General features: G+C 71.0%; 13 protein-coding genes. All 13 read right to left on the reverse strand.

All coding sequences use genetic code 11. From position 1 onward, the window contains the following. Window positions 1-5 precede the first annotated feature (5 nt). The 13 genes from ACWCRD_RS24075 to ACWCRD_RS24135 all read right to left on the reverse strand — a co-directional run bounded on the left by ACWCRD_RS24075 (window position 6) and on the right by ACWCRD_RS24135 (window position 17,664). The gene (locus ACWCRD_RS24075) at window positions 6-542 is read right to left on the reverse strand and encodes a phage baseplate assembly protein V (protein WP_450967832.1); all 537 of its coding nucleotides are present in this window, start codon (window positions 540-542) and stop codon (window positions 6-8) included. Between the two features lie 27 nt (window positions 543-569). Then, a complete protein-coding gene (locus tag ACWCRD_RS24080; RefSeq protein ID WP_450967833.1) occupies window positions 570-1,709 on the reverse strand; it encodes a hypothetical protein in 1,140 nt (379 codons plus the stop codon). Continuing rightward, window positions 1,702-2,055, reverse strand: a complete 354-nt coding sequence (locus ACWCRD_RS24085; protein ID WP_450967834.1) for a hypothetical protein — start codon at window positions 2,053-2,055, stop codon at window positions 1,702-1,704. Before ACWCRD_RS24085 ends, ACWCRD_RS24080 begins: the two co-directional genes overlap by 8 nt. Before the next feature lie 10 nt (window positions 2,056-2,065). Beyond that, complete coding sequence (locus tag ACWCRD_RS24090; protein WP_450967835.1) at window positions 2,066-2,749, reverse strand: hypothetical protein; 684 nt, start codon at window positions 2,747-2,749, stop codon at window positions 2,066-2,068. Next, window positions 2,746-3,453 carry a hypothetical protein gene (locus ACWCRD_RS24095; RefSeq protein WP_450967836.1) on the reverse strand — a complete coding sequence of 236 codons (708 nt, stop codon included), beginning with the start codon at window positions 3,451-3,453 and terminating at the stop codon, window positions 2,746-2,748. Before ACWCRD_RS24095 ends, ACWCRD_RS24090 begins: the two co-directional genes overlap by 4 nt. A 28-nt stretch (window positions 3,454-3,481) precedes the next feature. After that, window positions 3,482-10,120, reverse strand: coding sequence for an eCIS core domain-containing protein (locus ACWCRD_RS24100; RefSeq protein ID WP_450967837.1), 6,639 nt, complete (start codon window positions 10,118-10,120; stop codon window positions 3,482-3,484). Continuing rightward, window positions 10,117-10,413, reverse strand: a complete 297-nt coding sequence (locus tag ACWCRD_RS24105) for a hypothetical protein (RefSeq protein ID WP_450967838.1) — start codon at window positions 10,411-10,413, stop codon at window positions 10,117-10,119. Before ACWCRD_RS24105 ends, ACWCRD_RS24100 begins: the two co-directional genes overlap by 4 nt. Then, a complete protein-coding gene (locus ACWCRD_RS24110) occupies window positions 10,404-12,692 on the reverse strand; it encodes an ATP-binding protein (protein ID WP_450967981.1) in 2,289 nt (762 codons plus the stop codon). The genes ACWCRD_RS24105 and ACWCRD_RS24110 overlap by 10 nt, the downstream gene beginning before the upstream one ends. Before the next feature lie 182 nt (window positions 12,693-12,874). After that, window positions 12,875-13,711, reverse strand: coding sequence for a DUF4255 domain-containing protein (locus tag ACWCRD_RS24115; protein WP_450967839.1), 837 nt, complete (start codon window positions 13,709-13,711; stop codon window positions 12,875-12,877). A 49-nt stretch (window positions 13,712-13,760) separates the two neighbouring features. Continuing rightward, complete coding sequence (locus tag ACWCRD_RS24120; protein WP_450967840.1) at window positions 13,761-14,489, reverse strand: hypothetical protein; 729 nt, start codon at window positions 14,487-14,489, stop codon at window positions 13,761-13,763. Continuing rightward, entirely contained in the window at window positions 14,482-15,210 is a 729-nt protein-coding gene (locus tag ACWCRD_RS24125) for a T4 family baseplate hub assembly chaperone (RefSeq protein WP_450967841.1), read from the reverse strand. Before ACWCRD_RS24125 ends, ACWCRD_RS24120 begins: the two co-directional genes overlap by 8 nt. Before the next feature lie 32 nt (window positions 15,211-15,242). Beyond that, complete coding sequence (locus ACWCRD_RS24130) at window positions 15,243-15,767, reverse strand: phage tail protein (RefSeq protein ID WP_004003113.1); 525 nt, start codon at window positions 15,765-15,767, stop codon at window positions 15,243-15,245. Between the two features lie 34 nt (window positions 15,768-15,801). After that, window positions 15,802-17,664: a phage tail sheath subtilisin-like domain-containing protein gene (locus tag ACWCRD_RS24135; protein ID WP_450967842.1), complete on the reverse strand. Its 1,863-nt coding sequence runs from the start codon at window positions 17,662-17,664 to the stop codon at window positions 15,802-15,804.

A 17,664-nucleotide genomic window follows, 5' to 3' on the forward strand; every position in this document is an offset into this window, starting at 1 on the left:
TGTTGCTAACGCTTCGACTGAACGGTCAACTGGCCCTGGTTGATGGTGACGTGATCGCCCTGCAGCAGGATTTCGGCGCCCGCGCCGTTCGCGATGACGACGACTTCCTTGGTGATGCGGATGTAGGCGCCGCCCTGGGCCTGCAGCAGAATCCCCTGCTCGGCACCAGCGGTGTCGTCCATGACGATCTTGTGCGCGCCCGGTGTCTGCACGACGACCGGTTTGCTGGGCGAGTTCGCCTGCAGAGCGCGCCGCGCGTCGGGCGGCAGCTCCTCGGCAGCCCCGTACCAGCACCCGGTCCACACCGGGAAGCTGGGATCCCCCTGCTCGAACTCCACCCACACACCGGCCCCCGGCGGCGGCACCACGAACTGCCCGGCCTCGGGCCCGGTGAACGGCAGGCAGGGCAGCGCCCAGGTGGACGGCTCGTCACCGAGGACGTCGGGGACCTCGACGGTGATACGCCCGATCCGCAAGGGGTCGTTGTTGTCGACCACCCGGCCGCGGAACTTGCCGAGGTAGCGATTGTTGGGTGCCGCCATGCTGAACTGCTCCTGATCAGTGAGGACTTACGGCGTGACGCGGTCGCTGCGGGCTTCCAGGCCTTCCCTGGACAGGGTGAAGTTCTGCTGGAACGAGCCCGGGCGCAGATTGTGGGTGACGGACTTGACGTAGTAGTCGCCGTCGTACGCCCGCCCCGATCCGCGCACGCCGACCAGCTGGCGGGGCTGCAGGATGTATCCGTGCCGGTTGACGTCGAGCGACCCGGACCCGGAGACGACGTCCGCCGACACGGCAGCCCGGGCGAGGAGCTCGGCCTCGGCCTGCTCGCGCTGCTGCTTGGCGGTGCCGGACAGGGTCTTGCGCTTGAGGGCCGGGGTGGGGCGACGGCCGAGAGGCGGACGCAGGGGACTGATCGACGGCTGAGGAAGGAGGGTGGACACGCGGGTACCCGGATCCTGCCAGCGGGCCTGCGGCTCTTCTCGCGCGGTCCCGTCGTACGCGAAGGTCAGCTGATCGACGGTCGTGTTGGCGTCCATGTTGACGTTGAGGGCGTGCTGACGGATGCCGAGGCGGATCTCCGGGCCCCAACGGGCGGAGGACTGGCCGGGGTTGGGGCCGGGTTCGAGATAGAAGGTGTAGCCATTGGCACGGGCGAGATCGGTGACGTACTGAAGGTCCGTGCCGGTCTGGTAGTGCACCCGCAGGTCCTGATGCGGCGGCTGGGCGATCTTCTCGGCGTAGACGTCGGGCCGGATGCCGTAGTCGGAGTAGCGGCGCAGGATGCTCAGCACCCGCTCGGAGGGCGGCAGGTTGGGATACCGGGCGGTGCGCTCCTCCAGGTCCATCAGCAGGGTGAGGTCCTCGCCGGTGACGGTGAGGGTGGAGCGGCCGGGCTGGTTGCTCGTCCCGACCTCCTGGCGCACGACGAGGCCGTCGAAGAGGACGTCCTGCGTTCCGCGGACGCTGACGGTGATGACGAGGCGCGTCTTCGGGTCGAAGAACCCCTCGGGCAGCAGCCGCTGGTTGATGATCCCGGTCTTGGTGAGGTCGAAGGCAAGCTGGAACCCGCTCCTCTCCCCCGCGGTGGCGGTGATCTGCGCGGACAGCAGCGCCTCGGTCACCTCGGCCGGCACGGGCTTCACCAGCTTCGGCCCCATGAGGAGCGTGATGTGGACGGGGCCGTGCAACACAGGCTGTTCAGACACGCCGATGTCCTCCGGGCTCGGGGACGTCGATGACCCGCCCGGCCTCGTCCGTCAACTCCCGTGGATCGAGCACGGGGTTGGCGTCGGCAATGCGCCACCACCGGCTGGGGTCGCCGAAGTAGCGCTGGGCCAGCAGGTCGGGCCGCTCACCGGCGCCGACGACGTGTTCCTGTGTCTCCTGAGCGTCGAGCGGGGGCAGCAACCGGCGTTTGGTGTACCGGACCTCGGTTCCGTCCTTTTGGACGTGTATGCCGATTTCGGCATCGTGGTAGCGGCTGGTGCGCGGGTACGGGTGGGCGCCCGGTATCGCGCTCAAGGCACTCTCGTAGGACTCGATCTCAGCCATGAGGTCGCACTCAGCCCCTTCCACTCAGTACGTCGGCGCCCGGCAGCCCGAGAGCCCCGAGACTCCCGCGCGCGGCCGCGGCGAGCCGCTCCTTCTGCGCGAGATGGGCCATGTAGAGATCGGCGCCGCGGTGCCCGGCAGGCAGATCACTGACGGTGAGGATCTTCATCCCGATGCTCAGCGAGGCCCGGATCGGATTGAGATTCACGTCGAAGGCGGACTCATTGACGGAAAGCTCGGTGAGCCGCACGGGCATGACCCGCTTGCTCCCCCATGTGAACAGCGTGAGCGGCATCTCGATCGGGCTGATCTCGATGGTCCCGTTCTGCGCGAGCCGACTGGCGGCGCGCAGCTGAGCGGTCGTGGGCTGCACAAGCATCTCGAGAGTCGCCAGCTGCGGATGGATCCCGTCGGGCGCCGCGATCTCCAGCTGATCGGTGGCATCGATCTCAGCGGTGAACTTCCAGGTCTCCTGCGCCGGCCCTTTCAGCCTCAGCGCCTCGTTCCGGTCCCCGCTCCCGGTGCCACCGCTTCCGGTGTCACTGCTGTCCCCGGCGGACTGGGGCGCGATGCTGCGCTCCAGGGTGTCCGGGTTGAACTGCAGGACGATGATGCGCTGGGGGGTGCCGGTATCGGGGTTGACGACGACCATTCCGGAGCGGATGGGTTTGGGGATGTCTGCGTAGCGGGTCACAGGCGGGCCTCCAGGCGCTCACGCAGTTCGCGGTAGTCGTACTGCGGGAAGATTTCCGGGAAGACCTGCAACATGCGCTGAAGGAAACCAACCGTGCTCTGATGGCCTCTGCCGCCCAGCGGCATGTCCGTGTAGAGGTACTGCCAGCCGTAGGTTCCCTTGGTCAACAGCAGGGCATCGAGATACTGGCAATATGTGATGTCCATTTTCAAGAAGCCCGATGGATAAGGGTCCCCACCGATGTCCGCGATGTCTTGATACCAGATCTCCAGCGGGCTGGTGTTCGCCTGCATCCGGATGAAGGACATCATTCCGGCCCCGGAACGCGGCGTGGTATCGAAGCTGCGCAGTTCCGAGAGGAACTGCCGCTGGAAATCCGTCGCGTCGGGCATGGGAGCGGGCCCGTCGTCCTGCTCGAATACATCGTAGAAGTGCAAAAGCCGGTATTCCCCGTACAGCTCGGGCAGTCCACCGGTGGTCACCCACTGTGCGCCGAGGTCGGTGAAGCGGAGGGCGCAGCTCAGCATGCCCTCATCCAATTGGACGTCGTCCCAGTCCTCATTGTGTTCGTAGAGAGGCAGCAGATCCTCAAGGGGCTCGGCCAACTCCACCGCGCTTCCACATCGGGCGTTCAGGTACGGACTCTCCCGGATGGCTGCCAGCGCTGCTGCGTGCCGCCGCTCGTTGTCGGTGAGGTCGGTCATGCTCGTGACCTTTCGTGGATGGTACGGGCTACTGGAAGGTGAAGAACCCCTGCTTGAAGCGCTCCTCTATGTCGAACATCGTCCTTTCCAGCGAGTAGAGACTCTTCCCGTTCTGCGACTTGAACTTCGACAACTTCCTACGTATGTCGTCGACGTCACTGAACGCGTCGGTGCCGGGAGGAGCCTGTCCCCGTACCTTCATGAACGCTTCCATGAACAATTTTGTCACCCTACCGAAGGCGCGTTTCACATCCGCCTCAGAATCCCTGTTGACGTTCACCGGGTTAAGATCCTTGGCTGCGGTCGGGGGCGGCGGATTGAAGTGTTTCGTGGCCCGCTGCTCGGCCGGAAGTTTCATCCAGTCCGACCTTTCCCGGCCAGATCCGTCCCCACGCTTGCGGTACAGACCCCACTCGGCCTCGACCCTCTCGGGGAACCCTCTCGGATACTGCCCGTAGGGGAATGGAAGGTTCGCGGGGCTGGGTCCGGAGTAGCGCGCCAACTGGATTCTGTACCACCCCGGAATCGGGGGCTCTTCGGTGTTCTTCTCACCGAATGCTTGTGCCGCGTACCTCTCGATCGTGCGGTAGAACGCGGCGTTGTCATCGTTCCTGGCGGGAACGAAGTTCGATGTCTTCGCCGGCCCGCCGACCTCCCGGGGAATGAGGTGCATCCGATCCCACTGCGGCGGGTTGCTGGTGTGCTTGTACAGGTTCTCGAGGTAGGGGAACCCGTAGGTGAACTGCCCGCTCGGCGGCCTGCCGAACGCCCTCGCGTACTCCGGGTTGATGTAACGCGCGTTGGTATCCGGTCCGGGTGCCACCCCGTTCTGCGGGGTCGGAGTGATCTCAGGGCGGGGCAGGTCCCATTTGTTCAGGTAGTCGTTGAGCGTGTCCGGGAATCCGTCGATCACCCTGTCCTCGGGGTTGACCTTCGCCCACACCTGGAACGCGTCCCGTTTTGTCTGCCGCCGCTCCAGCGACGTGAGGCGGTACCACCGCCGCAGACCGGCCAGGACCGCAAGGTGCGCAGGGCGCGGCAGTCCGGGTTTGAGCAGCACGGTGAGGATTTTCCTGATGCGGTCCACAGCGTTGTTGAGGCGCTTCTGTTTGGGTCCGGTCTGGTCCTCGTCCTGCTTCCGCTTCCTCTTGCTGCGCCCGGACTTGGGCCGTCCCGGGCCGTCCTTCTCGTGCCTGGGCCTGCGGCGGCCCGGCCCGTCCTCCTCCGGCTTCCGCTTCGGGTTCCTCGGGTCGTCCTCGCCGTGCTTGGGCTTCTTGGGGTCGTCGTCCTTGCCCGTCCTCGGCTTCTTCGGATCCTCGTCCTTGCCGGTCCGCGGCCTCTTGGGCTCCTCGGTGTCCTTGGGCGGTTTGGGCTTGCCCGGTTCGCCCTCCTTGGGCCTCCCGGGTTCACCGTTCTTGGGCTCCTCGGTTTCCTTGGGGCGCCGGGGTGTCTCGTCCTTCGGCCTGTCAGGAGCGGAGTCCTTGGGCCTGTCCGGGCCCCTGTCGGCCGGGGTCTTCGGCTTCGGTTCCGGCTCGGGCTTCGGCCTGGGCTTCGCCGTCGGTGTGGGGCGGGTGTCCGGCCTGTCGGAGGGCGTCCCCGTGGGGTTCTCCTTCGGGCGGGCGGTGCGCGGCTTCCCGTTCTTCGGGCGGCCCGGGGTGTCCGTGTCGCCGGCCGAGGGCTTCCGGGCGGGTTCCTCCGTGTTCCCCTTCGGCCGGTCCGAGGCCGCGGGCGCGTCCTTGGGGCGCGTGGTCGGGCGGTCCGCCGGCGCCGTCTCCGACGGGCGTTCGCCGCGCGGGGCGCCCCCGTCCCCCGCTCCGGCGGAGGGGCGGCGGCCCCCGCCCTCGCCCTCCCGGCCCCCGCGGAACAGCTTGCCCGCGATGCCCTTCAGGCGGCGGCCCACCTTGGCGACGTACTTGCCGATGGCGTTCAGCAGATACTGGTAGGCGAGTTCGAGCAGGGCGACGATGCCGGCCGCGACCGCCTTGGCGAACAGGAGGCCCGCGCCGCCCTGGCGGACCGCGCGCAGCCAGGACAGGACCGCGCCCATGGCGGTCAGGATCTGTCCTAGGGCGCCGATCGCCGTGCGGATCGCGTCGATGACGGCCATCACCCAGCCCGCGCCGGGGATCAGCTTCGCAATGACCTTCGTGATGATGATCTCGCCGATGATGAAGGGGAGTTGGGGCACGACCGCGTCCCAGGTCTCCTTCACGATCCGTTCGAGAGAGAAGCCGCCCTTGATCAGCTTGTCGATGATCATCTGCGGGATGCCGAGGATCTGCTGGATCTTCTCCTGGAACCACTGTTTGACCGCCGTCTGGACCTCGCGGAACATGTAGTGCTCCGCGCCGTCGACCGCCGAGTTCTTCGCACCGCTCAGCCAGCCGCCGGGGTCGTCCAGGAAGTCGATCGCGATCATCATGAACTCGCCCAGAGCGCCCAGGAGTTGGGAGGCGTACTGCAGGATCGTCTTGACCGCGTCGATGACCGACTTGATGACGTCCATGAGCATCTTCTTCAGGATGTTCAGGATGTCGCTGAGCATCTTGGCGAGCTGGTTGAGCAGGTCGGTGACGATCTGCTTCAGCTGTGCCGCGAGCCGGGTGACGAGGGCGATCGCCTGCGCGATCAGGTCGGTGACGAACTTCCGTATGCGCTGGGCCAGTTCGATGATCGCTTTGACCATCTCCACGGCGAACTGGATCAGATCATCGATCAGAGTCTTGATCGTGTCGACGATGAACGCCCGGGCCTCGTTGATCCAGCGCTCGACGGTGTCCTTGAAGTTCTTGATGAAGTTGACGACCGCGTCGCGCGCGTCCCGGATGATCTGGACGATCGCGTTCTTGATCTCGATGACCTTCTGTTTGATCCAGTCGAAGGCCTTGGTGAGCCAGTTGCCCGAGTCCTGGGCCGCGCCGTCCGCCTTGTTCTGGGCGTCCGACTCGGCCTGGTCCCCCTTGTCCTTGATCTGCTTGTCGCTGTCGGTCTTCTGCTGGGTGACGTCGTCGTCGGTCTTCTTCTCGCGGTCCTGGACGTCCTTGCGGACCTTGTCCGTACGGTCGTTCTTCTTGTCGCCCAGCGTCTTGAGGGCATCGTCCTGGTCCTTGCGCCAGCCCTCTCGCTGCGACGTCACCTCGTCGAAGGCCTTCGACCGCTGGCCCGCCTGGTCCCGGGTGTTCTTGTCGATCTCGCTGCCGACCTGCTGCTGGTGCTTCTGCTGTGAGTCGCGGAAGCCCTTGTCCTTGGTCTGGCGACTGTCGGACATGCCCTTCTGGCCCTGGCTGAACGCGGCCTGGAACTCGGGCCCCTTGTCGTGCTCGGCCACCGCGGAGGCCGCGTTCGCGGGTACGGCGCCGGTGGGCGCCCCCTCCGGCATCGTGCCCGGCGCGGCCTCGGCGCCGGGGACGTTCCCCTTCAGCTCCTCCTGCGGGGAATCGGGGTAGACCTGGTCCTCGCCCATCGAACGGCCCGCGTCGTCACGTGCCGTGTCGAGCGTCTCCTGGCCCTTCGCGTCGACGGCGCCGCCCTGTTCGTCGGACGTCTGCTGGGCCACGCCCTGCATCTGCACGCCGGGCGCGTTGCCCGCCTGGGCCTGCTTGAGCGCCTCGTCCTTGGTGGGCAGCCCGGCGAACTTGGCGGCCAGTTCCTGCTTGTCGACGTGGAAGCCGAGCTTCGAGGCGAGCCAGCCAAGGCCGAAACCCAGCGCCATCTTGAAGGTCTGCCAGCCGTCCGGCGGCTCGGCCTTCTCCGCCTCGATCTGCCCCTCGGGCTCCTTCGCACCCGTGACCTGCGCGTTCTCCTGCTTGGGAGCCTGCGACTTCTGGGCCGGGTCCTGCGAGTACAGGGCGGGTGCGTCGGTCTTCGGCTTCCCCTCCAGGGTCTGCGGCGCGCCCGCCGGACGCCGCATCGAGGGCGGCGCGGCGGCGAGTTGCTTGTGCTCGTCGCCCACACTGCGGTCCACCGCACCGTTCACTCCGCCCATGGCCTGGTAGGCCTGATACGGCTTCAGCGTGGCGGCCGTGCTCAGGCCCGCCTCGGGCGAGACCTGGGAGAGGTTCGGGGCGGGCGCCGAGTCCTTCTTTCCCTGCCCCTTGCCGACGGCCTTGCTGGCGACGCCACCGGCCCGTGGCGCACTCGGGGCGGACGCCGCGGGGGCGCTGCCCGGCGCCTGGTCCGGCTGCGGCACGGCACCGATCGCGTCCTCGGCCGCCTGTGCCGTGGCCGTGGAGTCGGCGGGCTTCACCGGCGTGGACGCGGGGCGGGTCGGCTGTACGGTGGTCGGCCTCGTGGCCGTGCTTGCGGCCGGTGCGCCGGACGTCGAGCCGCCGGCCCCGGGCGAGGCCGCGTTCTGCGCGCCGCTGGTGGCGCTGCCGGGCCGGTCCGCGTTGGAGCCCCCCGTGACCTGCGAGTCACGCGCGGCCGGTGCCTCCGCGACGGCCTGCGTGGGCTCGGCCGCACCCCCCGATACGGAGGCGGAGGCTGCGGAGGCGGTCTGCGGCGCCGCGGCCGTGCCGCCCACCGCCTGCTGCGAGCCCTTCTCCTGAGCCGTGGTGGCCTGCTCACCCGCCGCCGGGGTGCCCTTCTCCTGCTTGGCCACGGCCTCCTGCACGGCTCCGCCGCCGTCCGATCCGGCCGTCTGCCGGGAACCGGGGGCCTGCTGCACCGTGGCCTGCGCGGTGACGGGGCCGGCCTTCGGATCGTCGCCGCTCTTCGGGTCCTTCGAGACGGCGCCGGTGTCCGGCAGCCCGGTGGCCTTCTCCTCCGGTTCCAGGCCGGCGAGCAGAGTGTCACCGGGCCCGCCCACGGTCTCGGGCGAGATCGAGGGCGCAGGCTCGCCGGCCGGTGCTTCGGCGGTGTTGTCTTCGACGTCCGCCTGAGCCGCCGGGTCCTCGGCGTCCTCGGCGTCGCGCTCCGCCTGTACCTGGTCGGCCCTGGTCGGCGGGGGCGCCGGGAAGTCGGGCAGGGACGCGCCGGCTGTCTCCGACCGGTCGGCCGTCGGCACCCCGGACACATCGGGGTCCTGTTCCGGCAGGAAGTCCTCGGGCTGGAGCTCGATGTCCCAGGCGCTGGGCTCGGCGCCGCCGACCTCCACCTCCGAAGTGCTGTCGGAGAGCGCGCCCTCGTCACGGGCCGTCTCCTGCACTCCGTCGAGGTCCTGGTCGCGTACGCCGTCCAGGCTGCTCGACGGCGTGGGCAGCGGGATGTCCGTGCCGGGGCCGGGCGAACCCGTCGGCCGGTCCGAACCCTGCTTGTCCGCCGAGGGGATCTGCCGGCCTGCGGCGAACTGGTCGGCGGCACCGGGCCGGTTCCGTGCGGCGGACTCCTCCGAGGCCGCGACCGGGACGCCCTGCTCAGGGACGCCCTGCTGCTGCGCCTCCTGCTGTTGGTCCTGCCCGCCCTTGTCGGCTTCCTGGTCCTGAGTCTGTACGCCGCCCTCGGTGCTCTGAGGGGCCTCCTGCTGCCCGGTGGCCTGCGGTGCCTCCGGAGCGGCGGCCGCCGTGTCCTGCGTCTGCTGCCCGGCGGTGGCCGACGTGCCCCGCGCCGGGGTCTCGTCCCGCACCCCGGCAGCCGGGGCCCCGCCCCCGCCCGCCTCGGACCTCGACCGGCGCCGCCGGTCCCGGGCGTCGGACTCGGCCCGCTCACCCCGGGCCCGGTCCTGCACCTCGGCCTGCTGCTGCTCCCGGGTGCCGCCGTTCAGGGGGGTGCTTCCGGGTGCGCCCTCGCGCTCGGCCCGCTCCTTCTCCGGACCCGTCGCGCCGGCCGGGCGGTCCTGGCCGGCCCGGTCCTCCTGGGCCCGGCGCTCGGCGCTCTCCCGCTCGGCGCGCAGGTCCCCGGCCGTGTCGGGCTCGGCCTCGGGAGCGTCGTGCGCGTCGCGTTCCACACGGTCGTCGGCGAAGTCGTCGTACGCCTCGATGTCGTCGACGAGGTCCAGCACCCGGTCGTGCTCCGGGCCGAGCAGTCGGCCTTCGAGGCGGTCGAGGACGCTGTCGAGCAACTCGGCGGGCAGTCCGGCCAGTTGGCGGCGGGTGCGTTGGGAGAGGTCCTCGGGGTCGCCGCGCAGGGAGCGTACGAGGGAGTTGGTCAGCCGGTCCACGAGGGTCGCCGGGTCGATCGCCTCGGCGCGCTGCCGGTCGGCGTCCACCGTCGCGTAGCGCAGCCAGCCGGGGGTGGCCTGGCCCTCCTCGACCTGCGGGGCGGACTCCTCCTGCACGAGTGCCTGAGCGGTGGCTTCCGCCTCCCGTTCGATCGCCTGCTGCGGCAGGCTCACGGCGCCGAGTTCGCGGCCGGCGCGCAGCGCGCCGAGGCCGTGCGGGTTCTGCACCGTGTGCTGCAGTTCATGGGTGAGCAGCCGTCGGCCCTCGTCGGTGCCGGGCCGGAAGGCGCCCTCGCGGAAGAGGATGTCCTGGCCGACGGCGACCGCGTCCGCACCGAGCAGTTCGGTCAACTGCCCTGCGTCCCGGCCGGTGTGCAGCCGCACCCGGCTCAGGTCGTGGCCGAGCTGTTCCTCCAGCTCGCGTCGCAGGCCCGGGTCGAGGGGCTGTCCGGCGCCGCTGACGATGTTCTTCGGCTCGGGCGTACGGGACTTGGCGGCCCGTTCCTTGCGCTTGCGGCGGCGCTGTTCGGCGGCCTGCTCCGCCTGCGCGTCCTGGGTCTGCGAACTCACCGGACCACCCCCCCGTGCCCGCTCAGCCCCTCGTGCACGGCACGCGCCAGTTCCTGGCCGAGGCGCCGGGCGGAGAGCCCGGCGGGCAGGGGCGGCAGCCCGGACAGTGCGTCGACGGCGAGGGGGCCGTCCGCGGCCAGCGGTACGCCGTGCAGTCGTACGAGCCGCGTCAACTCGCTCTCGAAGGCGGCCGACACACGCTCCGGGTCGGCCCGGAAGCCGTCGAGCAGCAGCTCGCCGACCTCGATCCGGATCGCGGCGGGCTCCCGGTCCCGCGCGGAGTTCACACCCATCCGCGGACCTCCGTGGGCGTCAGCGAGCGCTCCAGTTTCAGGTATTCGGTGCGGGCCGCGGCCAGCATGTGCCGCATCTGCAGCCGGTCGCCCTCCTCGGCGGCGAGGAAGGCCCCGGACAGCGCGATGTTGCGGATGGAGCCGCCGGCGACGGTGAGCTGGGCGAGCAGGGCCGGGTCGATGCCCTTGACCGGGGCCTGCGGGGGCAGTACGCGGCGCCAGATCTCGGCGCGCTCGTGCTCGGCGGGGAACGGGAAGTCGACGACGAAGCGGATGCGCCGCAGGAACGCCGTGTCGAGGGCGTTCTTCATGTTGGTGGTGAGGATGGCCAGGCCCCGGTAGGCCTCCATGCGCATCAGCAGATAGCTGACCTCCAGGTTGGCGTACCGGTCGTGGCTGTCCTTGACCTCGCTGCGCTTGCCGAACAGGGCGTCGGCCTCGTCGAACAGGAGCAGGGCGCCGCCGCGTTCGGCGGCGTCGAAGACCCGGCGGAGGTTCTTCTCGGTCTCGCCGATGTACTTGCTGACGACCTGCGAGAGGTCGATCACGAACAGGTCGAGTCCGAGTTCCTTCGCCATGACCTCGGCGGCCAGCGTCTTGCCGGTGCCGGAGCCGCCCGCGAACATCGCGGTGACACCGAGCCCGCGGCGCAGGGTGGCGGCGAATCCCCACTCCTGGTGGACGGTTGCCCGCTGCCGGACATGCGCGACGATCTCCCGCAGCACGCTGGTCTGCCGCTCGTGCAGCACCAGGTCGTCCCAGCCGGCCTGCGGGGCGATACGCCGCCCGAGCTCGTCCATGCCGATCCGGGCTTCGTCGAGCCCGGCCCGCCAGGCGAGTTCGCCGGCGTCCAGCTCGTCCTCGTGCGGCAGCCGGCGGTGCACGGCGGCGGCCGCGGACCGCACGACGTGCGGGGGCAGCTGGAACTGGGCGACCAGAGAGCGGAGCTCACCCTCCTCCAGGCCGATCTCCTCGAAGGCGCCCGCCCACAGGCCGAGCTGCTCGTCGTCGTCCAGCCGTGGCACCGTCACCCGGGCCCCGTACGAGCGCTCCGAACGCAGCGGGTCCTCGCTCGACACCACCACCGGTACGGCCGCCCCGGCCAGGAAGGACTCCGTCGCCGCCCGCTGGTCGCGGTCCAGTTCACCCGCCTCGACGAGCAGCGCGGCGGGCAGCAGGATCGCCTCGCGCTGCCACAGCCGGGCCAGCCGGTCGCGGTCGGCCGGGTCGGACGGGATGTCCTCGGCGCTCATGGAATACAGGCCAAGCCCCGCGCGGGCCGCCGCGGCCGCCGAGATGTCGGCCCGGCTGCGCAGATCGCCGCCGGTGACCTCGACCAGCGGCGCCTCGGTCGCGTTCGTCCAGCCCTCGGCGAGACGGGTGGCGGCCAGGTCGTACGACGGTGTCAGCGCCTTCGGCACGGGGGTGCGGCGCAACTGCCCGTGCAGCCGGGCGTCGAGATAGGGCGAGCCCAGCAGGAAGTGCAGGATCCGCTCGTCCAGCCGCAGCCGGGAGGTCGTCAGCCGTGACTCGTCCTCCAGCTCGACGATCCGCCACCGCCGGAGCGGCGCCACGGGCGTGAGCGCGCTCCAGTGCGGCTCCGCGAGGGCGGCCAGGGCGAGGGAGAAGGTCGGGTACGCCCGCTCCGGGTCGCTGCAGGCCGCGGCGCACCGGGCGGCGGCCGTGGCCTCCAACTCCTGGGCGGCGGCGAGGAGTACGAGGTCGCGCTCGAAGGAGGTGAGGCTGAAGCAGGCGACGAGGGCGTCGAGGGGGGCGGTGCCGGGGCCGGGAAGGACGGCGAGGCCGCCATCGACAACCGAAGCGCCCTGCTCCTCAGCGGCATCCTCACCGGGCGCCCCGGCCGCTTCGGCAGCAGGCCCGCCCAGGCGCACGAAAGCCCCGGCGGCGGGCCCGCCTGAGCCCGCGGAGGTCCCGGCGGTGCCCGGAGTCCCGGCCACGGGGCGACCGGGGAGGGAGGCGGGGGCGGTCGGCTCCTCGGCGGCGGACTCGCCGGGTGCCCCGGCTGCCTCGCCGGGAGGCAAGAAGTCCCCGGTGGAGGCGCCGGATTTCGCATGATCAATTGGGCCGGTCCCGTCGAGGCCCGCAGCCCTCCCGGCGGCGTCCCGAGCCCCCGCCGCCCGGCGCGCCGCCCCCTCGACCGCGGACTCGCCGGACGCCCTGACAGACTCGTCCGGCGGCGCTCCGGCACCGTCGAGGCACCCGGGCGTCCCAGCAGCGCTCCGAGCCCCGGTGTCGGCCCCGTTGCGGCCCGCAGACATCCCGGCGTCGGAGCCGACGGACGTCTCGGCGGCGCCCCCAGCCCCCACCGCGCGCCGCGCCGCGTGCGCGTCCACGTGGGTCAGGACGCGGCGGATTTCCGCGGTCAGCGTCGTCCGGGCCGTCCGTGCGCTCTGCTCGTACATCCCCATGCCGTCACCTGCCCCCGCCGCTGCCATGTCGTTCAGTTCTCCGAGCCGTCGTTCCGGGCGGGCTTGGTGGCGCGGGGCGCCGCCTTCCTCGTACGGGCGGGGGCCCTGGTCACGGTTTTCGCGACGGCCTTCGCCGGCTTCTTGGCGGGCGCAGCGGCCGGCTCCTCGGTCTCCGGCTTCACAAGTTCCTTGGAAGCGCCGTCACTTGACGGCCGTTCTCCCTGCGGCTCTGCCGCCGGCGGGACCGGCGCCCCCGGCGCCCCGAACGGCAGCACCCGTACCTCCGGCCGCTCGACCGGCCTGCCCGGCACCGGGCTCTCGCGGCCGTCGATGAGGACGAGCGTCGCCTGGTAGACCACCGACAGCGTGTACGGGGTCTGGTAGAGCATCCCCCACAGCTTCGACGTCTCGTCGACGTCCATCACCGTCGGCGTGAACCGCACCCGCTGCGCCGCCTCGGCGAGATCGCTGCCCGCCAGGTACGGGCGTTCACCGGCCTGTTCGATGACGTCCTTCGGCAGGACGGGGATCTCGTGCAGGGTGCGCACCACGGAGCCGATCAGCCGCTGCCCGACCAGCTCCCGCTCGTCGCCGTACGCACTGATCAGGTACTGCAGGTCGAGCGCCGCCGCGGGCCGCTTGACCAGCGTGCCGTCGGCCGCGCGGGTGGGCAGGTCGTTGTTGCGCAGCGAGGTGTTGGGCGTGACCTGGTAGAGGAAGACGGAGACCGTGGGCTGTTCGAGTTGCGGATCGGCGGGCGGCTTGCGCGGCTCGACCTTCACCGCCTCGCCGAACTCCGGGCCCACGTTGTTCTCGATCAGCAGGGCGAGAGCCTGGGTGACATGGGCGATGGCAAGTGCGTTGCTCATGACGTCAGTTCCTCGGTTCCTCTCGTCCTGCTGCTGTGTGCGTGGCGGCTCACTCGCGCCCCCGGGCCAGGTAGTCCGCGAGGCTCAGGGCCGTCCCGGGCCGCTCCGCCGCCCTCCGCCGCTGCCCGGCACCTTCCGCGGCACCGGCGGCGGTCACCTCCAGCCGTCCGATCTGCACCTGCACCACCTGCTCGGCGGGCTTGGACGGCCGGCGGGCCGCGGCCTGCCGTACGGCGTCGCGTGCTGCCGCCGTGTCGGCGGCGCTGGGTCGCAGCGCCGCCGACACGGCTTGGGGGGCGGCCTGCGTACCCGGGGGGATGGGCACGGACACCGCGGTCTGTGAAGGTCCTGACTCCGCACGCCCCCGCCCGGCCGCGCGCCGCCCGGCCTCGGGCAGCGGGCGCACGCCCGGAGTGACGGGCGCGACGGGACGCAGCAGGGGTGCCTGGTCGCGGACCGGCTCGGACGGACTCGGGGCCGGTGCGGCGGGCTCCCTTTCGGTGCGTACGACGGTCCGCTCCCGCTCCGTGTGGGTGCGCGTCTGAACCGCCGACGGGCGCGGCGCATCCGGCGGCACGGCAGCGGCCGGCGTGGTGGCGGGCCACAGCAGCGTGTCCTCGTCCGGTGCGGGTGCGGCGGCCTGTACCGCCTCGACCCGCTCGAACGGGCCGGGCAGCCGGGGCCGTACCCGCACCGCCGCCGGCCGCGGGGACGCGTGCCGTGCGAGCAGCCGATCAAAGAAGTCGGGGAAGTCCGGCGCACCCCGGGTGTCAGACATCGGCACACAGCTCCAGGTAGTAGCGGCGCCGCGTCGGGCTGAGCGCCAGGATCTCCGGCTCGCTCCAGCCGTAGGCGGTGGCGAGGAGGTGGACGTCGAGGAGCACGTCCCGTGCCCAGGCATCCAGTTCGGTCCACAGGTAGGAGGCGATGTCGAGTTCGGCCCGGGTGGCCTCGCCGCACTCGGGGCAGGCGACGTCGATCACCAGGTCGGCGCCGGGGTCGGCGGCCTCGACGGCCTCGGCGATCCGGCGCTGCACCGGCACGGGCAACTCCCCCGCCGCCGCGGCCGTACCGTCGTGGGTCGCCGAGACCAGGCACCGGGCGAACAGCGCGGCCCGCGGGTCCGCCGAACGGGCCGCAGCCTGCAGATCGGCGACCCCGGGGAGCCTGAACTCGATGTCCCAGCCGTCCTGTCGGACCCGTACGACCGAGTCCCCGGCAGAGCCGAGCGACTGAGCGAGCTCCCCCGCGTCCAGGTCGAACTCCATGTCCGCCCCGCACGCGGCGCACTCCAGCCGTACCTGCATCCGTTCGCCGAACAGCGCCCGGCGCAGCGCGAACAGGTCCGCCTCGCGTTCGCCCACCGGGAGCTGCGGCAGCCTCCCGGTGTCGACGTCGGGCCGTGCCGTGCGGTGCAGCAGCAGTGCCCGTCCGACCGGTGCCTGACCGAGCCCGGCCTCCCAGGCGGCCAGCAGTTCGGCCGCCCCGGTGATCGCCATGTCTCTCCCCGTACCTCTCAACTACCCCCGTTTCATGCCGGGTTGAGGAACGAGGGCTCCTCCGGCTCGGGCACCTCGTAGTCCCGCTCCCAGCCCTCGCACTCCAGCTTCAGCGACTGGATGGCCACCGCGTTGGCGTTGGCGTCCAGCTCGCCGAGGACCTGGTACTCGCTCGGCCAGGTCCGGTAGAGCTTGTGCGAGACGGCGACCTGGCCGGCCTCGTTGAGGACCTGGATGACGATGTCCTTGCGGAAGTCCGCGAGGGACACCTCCGAGCCGAGACCCGCGCCGACCTGCCAGACCTTGTTGGCCCAGCGGTCGAACTCCGGGTCGTGGGTGACCCCGCGCTCGAGGGTGATGCCCTCGAACTCGGAGCGGCCCGGCGACTTGCGCGGGGAGGAGGGGTCGCCGCCGTGACGGTGCTTGACGACCTCGGTGGTCCGCTTCAGCGGACTGATCTTGCTGATGCCGGCGACCGTCCGACCGTCCCACAGGACCAGGAACTTGAAGTTCTTGTAGGGGTCGAAACGATGCGCGTTGACCGTGAACTCAGCCATCGATTTCCTTCAGCTCTCCGAGATTGACGGGCCGCTAGAGAGCGAACTGCCCGGACGTCTGCTGGATCCTGACGACCACGAACTCGGCCGGCCGCACCGGCGCGATCCCGACGAGCACGTTGACGACGCCGTTCGCGACGTCCTCGTCCGTCGTGGTCTCGCTGTCGCACTTGACGAAGTACGCCTCGCGCGGGGTGCTGCCCTTGAAGGCGCCCTGGCGGAAGAGCGTGTGCAGATACGAGGAGGCGGACAGCCGGATCTGCTGCCACAGGCTCTCGTCGTTGGGCTCGAACACGACCCACTGCAGGCCGCGCTGGAGGCTCTCCTCCACATGCAGCGCGAGCCGCCGCACGGGCACGTACTTCCAGGCGCTGTCGAGGGCGTCGGAGCCTTCCAGCGTGCGCGCGCCCCACACCAGCGGTCCGGTGACCGGGAAGGTGCGCAGGCAGTTGACGCCGAGCGGGTTGAGCAGCCCGGTCTCACGGTCCGTCAGGTCGACGGTCAGCGAGTGCACTCCGACGAGTTGCGCCTCCGTGCCGGCGGGTGCCTTCCAGACCCCGCGCTCGGAGTCGGTGCGCGCGATGACTCCGGCGACCGCGCCGGACGGCGGGAAGGCACGCAACCGCCCGGTGAGCGGGTCGGTGAGCTGGATGTGCGGGAAGTACAGGCCGGCGTGGTTGCCGCGCACCGGGTCGAAGGCGGACAGCCCGGCACGGGCGCCGTCCACGCTCACCCAGGTGCCGGGCGCGTCGACCAGCAGGAAGATCCGCCGCTCCTCACACAGCCGCTGAGCTGCGGATACGACAGTGAGCGCGTCGTCGATCTTCTCGTAGGAGGCCAGTTCGGGCAGCGCGAGCAGGTTGACGTCGGCCACCCCGCGCAGCGCCTGGATGCCGGTCTTGCCGGCCTCGGAGCCGATGAGGTCGCGCGGGCCGGGGGCCTCGCCGTCCTCACCGCCCTCCAGGGGGAACACCGGCGGGTTGACCGAGGCCTCCAGGCCCAGGTCGTTGGCGCACTCGCCGAGGAAGCGGACGACGTCCTCGGGGTCGGTGGAGCCGGCGACCACCTGGATACGGCGGCCGAAGGCGGTGACCTCGACGCCCGCGAAGGCGTGCTTGCCGGGCGCGTCGGGCAGCGCCCGCAGCTTGCGCTCCAGGAGCAGCGCCAACTCGGCCACGGAGGACGGGGCTTCGCCGTCGCAGTCGGGGTCGTAGAGCTTGAACTCGCGCTCCACGTCACCGATCTTCACCGTCACGTCGACGGCCAGGTCGGGGAGTTCGTGCCCGAACGGCTTGGAGACGGTGCCGGAGGGATCCGGCCGCCCCTCGCCGACGGCCTCGACTCGGATCAGCCGGGAGCCCGCGTTGATCACGGTGGGCGCGTAGGTTCCGCTGCCGGCGTCCATGGACAGGCCGGTGAAGCTCTCGCGGGCGTCGCCCCTGGCGTCGTAGACCCGCAGGTTGAAGGTGGCCTCGCAGTCCGGGGTGTCGTAGTCGACGGCGACGCGCAGGCCGTTGCCCCACACGCCGGGTTCCTTGGCGTGGACCTCCAGGACGCGGCTCTCGCTGTGGCCCTCGGTGGACTCCAGGGCGACGCAGGCGGCCTTGCCGCTGCCGGCCTTGGCGACCCGGACGATCACGGCGACGGAGCCGCCGTTGCCGAAGAACTGGTGGACGGCGTAGGCGAGCGGGCTCTGGGCGCTCAGCCCGCCGAAGCGCCGCTCGAAGTCGGCGAATCCGGTGACGCGCACCGGCTCGTTCAGCGGGCCGCGCCGGGTGTGCCCCACGAATGCGGTCACCGAAGTGGTCACGGCGGAGATGGCGCGGGTGCTGCTGGGAAGCTCTTCGACGTAGACGCCCGGATACGTCGGCCTGGCGGCCGCGGCATTCGTCGGCAT

It is taken from the genome of Streptomyces sp. NPDC002092 (assembly GCF_053593775.1).

What these genes read in the sequence shown, in the direction of transcription:
- ACWCRD_RS24075 (WP_450967832.1), bottom strand. Translation starts at nt 542, where the DNA reads ATGGCGGCACCCAACAATCGCTACCTCGGCAAGTTCCGCGGCCGGGTG.
- ACWCRD_RS24085 (WP_450967834.1), bottom strand. Translation starts at nt 2,055, where the DNA reads ATGGCTGAGATCGAGTCCTACGAGAGTGCCTTGAGCGCGATACCGGGC.
- ACWCRD_RS24095 (WP_450967836.1), bottom strand. Translation starts at nt 3,453, where the DNA reads ATGACCGACCTCACCGACAACGAGCGGCGGCACGCAGCAGCGCTGGCA.
- ACWCRD_RS24105 (WP_450967838.1), bottom strand. Translation starts at nt 10,413, where the DNA reads ATGGGTGTGAACTCCGCGCGGGACCGGGAGCCCGCCGCGATCCGGATC.
- ACWCRD_RS24110 (WP_450967981.1), bottom strand. Translation starts at nt 12,692, where the DNA reads ATGTCTGCGGGCCGCAACGGGGCCGACACCGGGGCTCGGAGCGCTGCT.
- ACWCRD_RS24115 (WP_450967839.1), bottom strand. Translation starts at nt 13,711, where the DNA reads ATGAGCAACGCACTTGCCATCGCCCATGTCACCCAGGCTCTCGCCCTG.
- ACWCRD_RS24120 (WP_450967840.1), bottom strand. Translation starts at nt 14,489, where the DNA reads ATGTCTGACACCCGGGGTGCGCCGGACTTCCCCGACTTCTTTGATCGG.
- ACWCRD_RS24125 (WP_450967841.1), bottom strand. Translation starts at nt 15,210, where the DNA reads ATGGCGATCACCGGGGCGGCCGAACTGCTGGCCGCCTGGGAGGCCGGG.
- ACWCRD_RS24130 (WP_004003113.1), bottom strand. Translation starts at nt 15,767, where the DNA reads ATGGCTGAGTTCACGGTCAACGCGCATCGTTTCGACCCCTACAAGAAC.
- ACWCRD_RS24135 (WP_450967842.1), bottom strand. Translation starts at nt 17,664, where the DNA reads ATGCCGACGAATGCCGCGGCCGCCAGGCCGACGTATCCGGGCGTCTAC.